Genomic DNA, 10352 nt, shown 5'->3' with positions numbered 1-10352 from the left:
ATGGAGATCAGGTAACCTTGGATCCCAATGAAATGCTAGTCATGGAAAAAGACGGAAAATTTTCCAAGACAGGATTTGACCCCATGGATGTCACCGGATGGAAGGACAATTATCTGGTATTCAAAAGTGCCAAATTTTTGGAAGTAAAGAAAAAGCTGGAACTCTGGTATGGTGTCCAAATAACATTTAAAGGAAACCCGGATAAGGATTGGACCTACTCCGGTGTCTATAAAGACGAAATGCTGGAAAACGTATTGCGTGGAGTCTGCATGACTTCGGGAATGACTTTTAAAATCGATAAAAAGCAAATAACCATCACCAACCCAAAATAATATGGAAAAGGTCAACACTAACGCCAGTTAACAAAGAAGGCAGGAACTGTTCTTGGCGGAACAGGATCCTGCCCTGTGAATGCCTCTTTCAAATTGAGATCCGAGGGAGGCATTGGTCCAAGTATTTCTACACTTAAACCATTTAAATTTATGGAATATAATTTACGCAGACAACTGATTATGCTGTCCAAACGATTAATATATGCTTTCGTGTTCCAGCTAGTTCTATGCACCGTCATATTTGCTAACACGGGTATTGCCCAGCGGAAAACCATTGAGGAAGTGAAGGTTTCTTTAAATCTTAAAGAGAAGTCACTTACACAGTTTTTTAAGCAGGTGGAATCCAAAACGGATTTTAAGTTTACCTATACGGATAATCTGGTTGATCTGAGCCAGGCCATTACGGTCGTGGAGAATAATAAATCGCTCTACGATATTTTGGTTATGGTTTCCATGCAAACCCAATTGAACTTTGTACAGGTCAATGAGAATATTCATGTGAAGGCCAAAAAAGAAAACTCAGAAGATAAACCCGTTGAAGTTGTCCAAAAAGCAGACATTAATGTAAAGGGGGTGGTGAAAGATGCTACTGGGCAGCCTCTTCCTGGGGTTACAGTTTTGGTGAAGGGAACTACTACAGGTACCGTTACAGAATTAGATGGAAGTTACACTTTGACGGCCCCAGAAGGAGCTGTGTTGGTTTTTTCTTTTGTTGGCTATGAAGTCCAAGAAATCACTATTGGAAATCAGTCAATAATTGATGTGACTTTACAGGAAGATGAAACTTCATTGGAAGAGGTGGTGGTTATTGGGTATGGTACACAAAAGAAGAGTGATTTGACAGGAGCTATTGCTTCAGTCTCAGGAGCAGAAACAGAAAATCAAGCTGTTGCTTCCGTAGCACAGGCTCTTCAAGGAAAAGTTGCTGGATTAAATATAAGACAGACAAGTGGAAGCCCAGGGGCTGGGGCCGAAATAAGAATTCGAGGCATGGGCAGTTTTGGTGCAAATTCTTCTCCACTTGTTGTGGTAGATGGTGTTATTACCAATAGAGGATTAATGGACATGGATCCAAGTAATATTGAAAGTGTTACCGTTCTTAAAGATGCTACTTCTGCCGCTATTTATGGGTCTCGAGGTGCAAATGGAGTGGTTCTTATTACAACAAAAAGAGGAAAAGCTGGAAGGGAAAAAATTTCTTTTCAATCATTTTATTCATTTGATCAGGTAATTAACAAAATCGAAACGGTTGACGCTGATACTTATGAAGAAATGGTCAATGATTTTTACGGAAATCAAGGACTTCAAGTTCCATATCCAACTGTTGGTACACTTGGAGTAAATACGAATTGGCAGGATGAGGTTTTTAGAACTGGGGGTAAACAAAATTATTCTTTTTCTATGAGTGGCGGCACTGAAAAGAATCTACATGCCATAACGTTAAGTTACTATAAAGGGGAAGGTATTGTTGTAAATTCGGAATATAGTCGTGTTAATTTCCGGGTGAATAATGATATAAAGCCAATTGATGGTTTAAAAATTGGGAGTAGTTTTGGGTTTAGCTATGGAATGTCCAGACAAGGGGATCCTAATGGTGCGACGTCCTTAGCATTGATTTATGCACCTAATGTAAGGCCCTTCAACGAGGATGGTTCATATGGAATTGCTGATAGAGCGGGGCAACCAACTACAATGACACAGCCTTTAGTTGCTGCGTATGAACCCGTAAACGACGATAATCGAATTGGATTAATAGGGAATCTTTATGCCGAATATGAAATTGTTTCGGGATTAATGTTTAAAACAAGCGTAGGTGCTGAATATATTAATCTTGATTCAAAGAATTTTAATCCCTCTTACAATTTTGGTTTAGGAAATATAAATGGAATTGCTACTTTAAATAGAAATATTTCAGCAACACAAAATGTTATGATTGATAATATTTTCAGCTATAACAAAAGTATAGGTAATTCACACAAATTTGATTTATTAGCAGGCTACACATTTCAGAAAGAAAGATTTGAATTTGTAAGAGCGTTTAGAAATACTTTTAGTAGAAATGATTCGGATCTTCAAGTTCTTGATGCGGCTACTGCAAATGATATTGCACGTGGTAATTATACTGAATGGGCACTGCAATCTTATTTAGGAAGGGTAAACTATTCATTTAAAGATAAATACCTTCTATCGTCAAGCATTAGGATTGATCAATCATCTAGGTTCGCAAAAGGAAATAGAACAGGAGTTTTTCCTTCGCTTTCTGCAGGTTGGGTATTATCCAATGAGGAGTTTCTGAATAATAATTTGGGTCAAATAAGTTATTTAAAACTACGTACAGGTTTCGGCGTTTTAGGAAATCAAGATGTTGGAATTTATCCATATCAATCTGTAATAAATCCTACCCTAGCCTACTCGATGGGAATGTCTGAAAATGTTTTACCAGGTGCAGCACCAACAGAGTTTGCAAACCAAAACATTTCATGGGAAAAGACAAAAACAATAGGCGCCGGATTAGAAGTTAATCTATTTCAGGATCAGTTAGGATTTGTTTTAGATTACTATGACAGAATAACAACAGATGTTTTAGTTAGAGTACCCTTGCCGTTTATTTCAGGGTTAGCGACTTTTCCTTATCAAAATGTAGGAAGTGTGAGAAATAATGGGATAGAATTTACAGTTGACTATAGAAAAACCGGTGTTAATAGTGACTATTTAAGCTATAATATTGGGTTTAACATTACAGTCAATAAAAATGAAGTAACAAAATTAGATAGTGGTCTTGATATTATTCAGGCTGGTGGAGGCCAAGGAGGAGTTGAAACCCGTACCACTCAAGGTTATGGAATAAATTCCTTTTTCGGACACATACATGATGGGATTTTTCAATCACCGGAAGAGATTTCTAATTCTCCTTTTCAACCGAATGCGGCTCCTGGAGATATCAAATTTAAGGATCTCAACGATGACGGTGTGATTAATGCTCAAGACAGGACTTATATCGGATCATTTCTTCCAAAGCAAATAATTGGGTTTAATTCTGGTATGAAATATAAAAACTTTGATCTTTCGGTCTCAGTTACTGGTGATTTTGGAAGAGATCAAAATATTTTTGCTAGGGGCTTTGCAGCGGCTAGAGCTGCTGAAGCAACTAATATAATGTGGGCCGATCGTTGGACAGGTCCTGGGACAAGTAATTATGTGCCTCGTATTATTGGCGGTGATCCTAACGGTAATTCTCGATCATCCGACTTTTGGATAAGAAGCCAAAATTACGTGAGAGTTCAAAATATCCAACTTGGTTATAATTTTTCAACAGAATTCATCAAGAAAGTTGGTTTGGAAAAGATGCGTATTTATGTCGCAGGTCAAAACCTTTTTACAATTACAGATTTTCCTGGCTTTGATCCAGAAACATCAGCCACTGCATATCCAATCCCAAGGTCTGTCTTCGCAGGTTTAAATTTAGGGTTTTAATTTACTTAAAATAGACTGATATCATGAAAAGAAAATACTTATATGTCCTTGTTAGTTTAATTTTCATTAGTTGTGATGATCAATTAGACTTAAATCCAATCGGGCTAATCGCTCAGGATGAATTTTATCAAAATGCTGAAGATGCAAATGCTGCAATAGTGGCAGCTTATAATTCAATGCTTAGTTTTCATACTGCTGGTGGTCGTCCGACAGGTGTCGACATGTGGGGTGATATCCAATCCTCTGATGCAGAACCTCATCCGGATGGCGTAGCATGGAATCAAATTTATCAATATACTCTTCAGCCTGATAATGGTGAAATTCGTAATCAATGGTTCCAAATATATGAAGGGATCTTTAGATGTAATATTGCGTTGGAAAGAATTCCACTGATCGAAATGGATTATGAACTTAAGGAACGATTGTTGAAAGAAGCTTTCTTTATCCGTGGCTGGTGGAATCTTCGCTTAGCGAAAATCTTTGGAGATGCCCCATTGGTAACAAAAACGTTGGCTATTGATGAACTATATATACCCAAATCAAACAGAGAAGAGATTTTTTCCCAAGTGGAAAACGATCTTAAGGAGGCTCTTTCTCTGCCAGATAATTACGATGATTCCAATGTGGGTAGAGCAACCTCTTTTTCGGCACGGATAGTTCTGGCTGAATTGTATTTATGGCAAAAAAAATGGGCTTCTGCTAAACCTTTGTTAGAGGATATAATTAATTCGGGAAATTTTCAATTATTAGATTCGTACACTTCATTATTTGATGGAACAACTGAAAACCATTCTGAAACCGTTTTCGAAATCCAATACAAAGCAAATACGGGACAACCCGAATTAGGGAATTTTTCTACAACATATAGTGCACCCAATGGTGAAGGTTACGTCCCCGGAGGAGGATGGGGTTGGATTAGACCAACTCAAGATTTAGTAAATGAATATGAACTTGTGCCCAAAGAAGATCCTCGTTTGAATTACTCAATTTTCAGGTTAGGTGACGACTTTGAAGGTCAAATTTTTAAAGATGTGGTAAATGGGACTGGTTTTGCCGTTAAAAAATGGGTTATTTCAGGTAGAACTGGAGTAGAAATTGAGCAAAATCATCCGTGGTACACTTCAGCAAATTTTGCCTTATATCGTTATGCAGAGGTTTTATTGATGTATGCAGAGGTTTTAAATGAGTTGGGGGACCCTTCCGAGGCTTCAAGATATATAAATATGGTGAGAGCAAGACCTTCCGTAAGCATGCCACCTATTTCGAATCATTTAACCTATGACGAGATATTCGAAGCAATCCGCCATGAAAGAAGAGTGGAGTTTGCATTTGAAGGTAAAATTAGTTTTGATTTACGCAGGTGGGGAATTGCTGGTGAATTTTTAAGATCTCCAGATCGATGGCAAAATAATGTCACCATTAATCCTCAATGGGGCGGAAACTTCTTTAAATTTAAAGATGGACAACATGAAGTTTTTCCAATTCCTCAATCAGAAATTGATAAATCTGGAGGTACTTTAATTCAACACCCGAACTGGTAATTATTTAATTTCATTTGGTATATTCTTAATTATTTAATATTATTAAAATACCTATTCTTATAAAAAAACATGAAAAAATTTATAAGTAAAGATGTGAATATTATATTGGTTTCATTGGTGATTTTGATTTCTGGTACTTTACCAGTATTGGGTCAGGGCTTTGAGAACACCAGATCCGTCTTTGACGGGAAGACGATGAAAGGCTGGCACGCCTTACCCGAAAAAAACCGATCACTTTGGAAAGTTCAGGATTCCGTCCTAGTCGGTGGTGACGGGGTTCTCAATATAGCGGAAAACAATTACCTTTACACCACGGATAATTTTGAAGATTTTGAGTTCCGTTGTCTGTTTAGATTAACAGGGGATTCAAAAACTGGATTGATAAATAGCGGTATCCAATATCGCTCGCGAATTATTAACGGGAATATGGTGGGCTATCAGGCCGATATCGGAAACGGCTATTGGGGGGATATCTATGATGAACACCGTAGAGGGAAACTTGTTGGAGGTGATTTGCAGACGCTTAAGCATTTACTTAGGGAGGATGGTTGGAACAGTTATATCATCCGAGTAAAAGGGGACTTTCATGAACTCTACATCAACGGTGTAAAGACAAATGAATATCAGGAAAAAGATTCTTCGGTTCCCAAAAGTGGCTTGATTGGAATTCAATTACATAGTGGAGGAAATGCAAAAATTGAATTTCGGGATTTAACTATCACCCATATAAGTGAAAATTGAATATTTCTATTTAAAAAAACTAACACCACTTCATGTTAATAATAATGAAATTAAATAAAAAAATCACATTTGTATCCATTTTTATAATTACATTTCCATTATTTTATTTTTGTAGCTCTACTTCGCAAGATCAAAAAATTAACGACTCTAAGGAAGATGGTGCTTTGACTCCTGAACAACAGCTGAAGAGTTTTAAATTACCCGAAGGATTTATAATTGAACTAGTCGCAAGTGAAAGGGACGGGATAATTAACCCTATTGATTTGACTTTTGATGAATCTGGAAGATTGTGGACACAAACAGCTACAATGTATCCCTTAGATCCAATTTCAGACATTAAATGGAACGATTTATTGAATCTTATGAATGATTCTGATGCCCAAAAAAACCATCCTGAGTTTAAAAGAATATCAAAACTTTATAAAGGCGAAACTAAAGGAGATGATAAAATCTTAATTCTTTCCAATCTTTTTGATGATTCCCCTTTAAACATTAATGTTTGGGCTGATGGTCTAACAATACCTCAAAGTATTCTTCCCTATAAAAACGGGGCATTTGTTGCGCAAGGCTCAGAACTTTTTTTGCTTCAAGACTCAAATAATGATGGGAAGGCTGATAAAAGAATTCCCTATTTTACGGGTTTTGGCTTTACTGATACCCATACCATGGCCCATACCCTAATCAGGGCTCCGGGAAATTGGATTCATTTCAGTCATGGGGCATTAAATAAAGGAGAAGTTACAGCCCTACAAAGTGATTTAAAATTAAGAATTGACTATAGTAAAATTGCGAGATTTTCAACTTCCGGTACAAAAATGGAAATTGTAAATTCAGGTTTAAACAATATTTGGGGTTATCAATTACGTCACAATGGACAGTGGTATGGAACTGAAGCAAACGATATGGGGTATTCAGTAGTACCAATGGAATCTGGAACAAGTTTTCCCGGAATAGGTAATGAAAAATTACGCCCCTATCAACCTTGGTTACCTCCCTTTCATGAATTTAGAGTTGGGGGAACAGGACTGTCTGGATTAGCTTTTGCAGATGACGTTTCAGGATCTTTTCCTGAAGAATGGAAAGATGTTGCTTTTTTAGCCAATCCAATTACCGGAACAATTAATTCAGTAAAAATTACCAGAAATTCTGACGGTAATTACAGTTCAAAACATCTTGAAGATCTATTGGTGTCTGAGGACCCATGGTTTCGTCCAGTCAATATGGAGTTCGGGCCAGATGGTTCTCTTTACATTGCAGATTGGTATAATAAGATTGTGTCCCATAATGAGGTCCCCACCACCCATCCGGAAAGAGATAAATCACATGGTAGAATATGGAGGATTCGGCATGTTACCCAGAAAAAAAGAGAAATTCCAGATTTCAGAATGATGAAAACTGAAGATTTGGTGGAGCATCTTAAGTCTCCTTCTCTTTGGGCAAAAAGGTCTGCATGGCAGCAAATATCCGATCGTCCAATCTCTGAAACCACAAAATTATCATCAAGCTTAATCCATATTGCAAGTGACTCATCAATGGATGAAATAACGCGAATTCATGCACTTTGGAGTCTTGAAGGAATCAATCATTACGATGAAAAATTGATGGATGCCCTGATCCAAGACTCAATGGATAATTTAAGGCGTGAAGCCATACGATCTCTTGTTACTTTTAATTTAAGTCCTGCTGAAGCAGCCAATAAATTGATGGATCTGATTGAAGATTCTAATTCTCTAATCAGGTCTCAGGTGTTACGGACTTTATCAGAAATTGGCAATGCAGTTCCCGAAACCATTGAAATTTTGCTTTTAGCCTGTAAACCTGAATTAAAGGGAAACCAAATGGGGGGGGGCTATGAAAGGAGATTCGAACGCTATCTTTCCAGAAAGGCATTAGAAAATTATCCTTTGGAGTTAGAGAAATTTTTGAATTCACCGGCAGCTTCAAAAATTCCTACCGCAAATAAAATCTGGGCGACACAGGCTTTACCTAAGGAAAAGAAAGAACAATTTTTTATAAGCCTCTGGCCATCTTCTTCTATTTCTGAACTGGATGAGACTCACTTTATAATTGTCTCCCAAATGTTGGGCAATAAAGAAATCCAAGAAATGGTCAGGCCTTATTTCTCCAACCTGAATCAAGCCTCAAATTATGTCAGCTATGCTATCCAAAACCAATCGCTGATCCAATCTGATATACTTACTGATTTGCTAAAAAAACCTATATCGCACCTCTTAAACCAAGATTCTGAACTTGACAAAAACTTAGGTTTAGAGGCAATCAGTAGATTTAAAATAAAGTATCCTAACAACTCATTAAGTCCATTGATAAATAAAAATGTATCGGAAAAAACATTAAATCTTTTAATCAAAGCACTTGAAATAGACTTAAATGCCAATCAACGATACTTTTACCAAATATTTCAAATTGAAGATTTTAGTTTTAGCAATCGAGCATTGGCATTAAATAATTTTTCCAAATCAAACCCTTCCGAAGGGGAAAAAGAATTAATAAAATGGATTTCAATCATGGATCAATTTGAAAAAAGGGAAATAGTTAAATTATTCTCTAGCTCCAACCAAGGTTCGGGAATTTTAAAAAAATTATTTGAATCTAACCTGTTGGAAATTTCAGCATTTGATAAATCATCAGCTGAACAAATTAAAAGTTACAGTCCATCTGACCCTATCGGTACTAAAATATTAAATACGATTTACGAAATTGAAGAAAACGATAGGGAATTATTGAATGAAAAAATTCTAAGTTATAAAAATATTGTAAATAATAATGAAGGAAGTGTATCAAAAGGAAAAGTTCTATTCGAAACTTGCCTAATGTGCCATAAAGTTGGAAATGTAGGATTTGATTTTGCACCTGCTTTAGATGGTTCAGCTAACCGAGACCTAGATGCCCTTCTAACTGCAATTCTGGATCCTGATGCGGCTGTAGAATCAAATTATTCAATGTATAGAGTCACTAAAAAAGATTTACAAAATATTGAAGGCTACCTTGTAAAAAAGGAGGAATCAGGAACTACAATCGGATTCATGGGGGGGAATAAGATTTTTATTGATGCGGAAAACATCAAAAGCCAAGGATACTTGGGGGGTCGTTCCTTTATGAATAAAGGCTTAATTGATAACCTTTCAGATGAGGAAATAGCTGATTTGTTTGCGTTTATAAGAACCTTAAAATAAGATTTAATTGATATGATTAGACACTTTGGAGTTTTTCAATTTAAAAAAAATATCTCAGAAAGTCAGATAGAAGAATGTTTTCGTACCATGAAGGCCATGGTAAGTGAAATTCCAGGACTATTGGACATGGAATACGGTCCCTATAATGGAAATGAAGGGTTAAATGAAGATTTCACCCACGGCTTTATAATGACTTTCGATTCTGAGGAATCCAGAGATGAATATCTCCATCATCCCATTCATGAAAAAGTCAAAGAGCTCGTGGTCCCCAGACTGGAGCGAGTTATTGTTTTTGATATAGTTGTTTAAGATTATGACTCAGAAAGATAAGTCTATCTTGATGATTGGGTGCTTTGACACGAAAGAAGAAAATTTCAACTTTCTTCGACAATGCATTGTATCCCATGGGGAAAGTGTAATTGCAATGAATACAGGTATTTTTGGATCCACATCACTTTTTCCTGTTGAATTAGAATCAGATTTAGTTGCAGCTGAAGCTGGTGAATCTATTGGAGATTTAAGAAAAAGAGCTGACCGGGGTCATGCAGTTGAAATTATGGGTAAAGGTGCTGGAAAATTGGTTTCCAGATTATTGACCGAAAGAAAAATCAAAGCAGTTATTGGTATGGGAGGCGGCGGCGGGACTTATATATCACTAGCAGCGATGGAACCTTTGCCCATTGGCTTTCCCAAACTCTGTATTTCCACATTGGCATCCAAGGATGTCACCCGTCAGGTTGGTATGAAGGACATACTTTTGATGCCATCAGTGGTTGATGTTGCCGGCCTGAACAGGATCAGCCGTCTCATCATGCGGAACGCTGCAGCTGCTCTTACCGGAATGGCAAAGGTGAATTTGAAAACGGATGAAAAATCTCTAGGAACTATAGCTATCAGTATGTTTGGTAACACTACTGCCTGCGTGAACGAATGCACAAAACTTTTGGAAGCAAAAGGATATGAAGTTATGGCATTCCATGCCAACGGGCTCGGGGGCAATGCTATGGAAACCCTGATTAGGGAAGATTGCTTTGTAGGAATTCTGGACATCACTACCACTGAGTTGGCCG

General features: G+C 37.1%; 7 protein-coding genes. All 7 read left to right on the top strand.

What is annotated here, in order from left to right; translation table 11 throughout:
- On the top strand, positions 1 to 332 hold a 332-nt coding region (locus tag C4S61_RS21205; protein ID WP_146064475.1), incomplete at its 5' end, for a FecR family protein.
- 150 nt (positions 333 to 482) lie between these two features.
- On the top strand, positions 483 to 3806 hold the full coding sequence (locus C4S61_RS21200; RefSeq protein WP_103926783.1) for a SusC/RagA family TonB-linked outer membrane protein: 3324 nt from the start codon (positions 483 to 485) through the stop codon (positions 3804 to 3806).
- A 23-nt stretch (positions 3807 to 3829) separates the two neighbouring features.
- Complete coding sequence (locus C4S61_RS21195; protein WP_103926782.1) at positions 3830 to 5347, top strand: RagB/SusD family nutrient uptake outer membrane protein; 1518 nt, start codon at positions 3830 to 3832, stop codon at positions 5345 to 5347.
- A gap of 69 nt (positions 5348 to 5416) precedes the next feature.
- Positions 5417 to 6088: a 3-keto-disaccharide hydrolase gene (locus C4S61_RS21190; protein WP_103926781.1), complete on the top strand. Its 672-nt coding sequence runs from the start codon at positions 5417 to 5419 to the stop codon at positions 6086 to 6088.
- Positions 6089 to 6132: 44 nt separating this feature from the next.
- Positions 6133 to 9282, top strand: a complete 3150-nt coding sequence (locus C4S61_RS21185) for a DUF7133 domain-containing protein (RefSeq protein WP_160111294.1) — start codon at positions 6133 to 6135, stop codon at positions 9280 to 9282.
- Between the two features lie 12 nt (positions 9283 to 9294).
- The gene (locus tag C4S61_RS21180; RefSeq protein WP_103926779.1) at positions 9295 to 9591 is read left to right on the top strand and encodes a Dabb family protein; all 297 of its coding nucleotides are present in this window, start codon (positions 9295 to 9297) and stop codon (positions 9589 to 9591) included.
- Between the two features lie 4 nt (positions 9592 to 9595).
- Positions 9596 to 10352: Tm-1-like ATP-binding domain-containing protein (locus C4S61_RS21175; RefSeq protein WP_200820633.1), on the top strand; the 757-nt coding region annotated here is incomplete at its 3' end.

Origin of the sequence: Algoriphagus boritolerans DSM 17298 = JCM 18970 (assembly GCF_900108085.1) — a bacterium.
GTDB lineage: Bacteria > Bacteroidota > Bacteroidia > Cytophagales > Cyclobacteriaceae > Algoriphagus > Algoriphagus boritolerans.
Note: the sequence above shows the minus strand (reverse complement) of the source record. Positions and strands in the feature narration are given on the sequence as shown.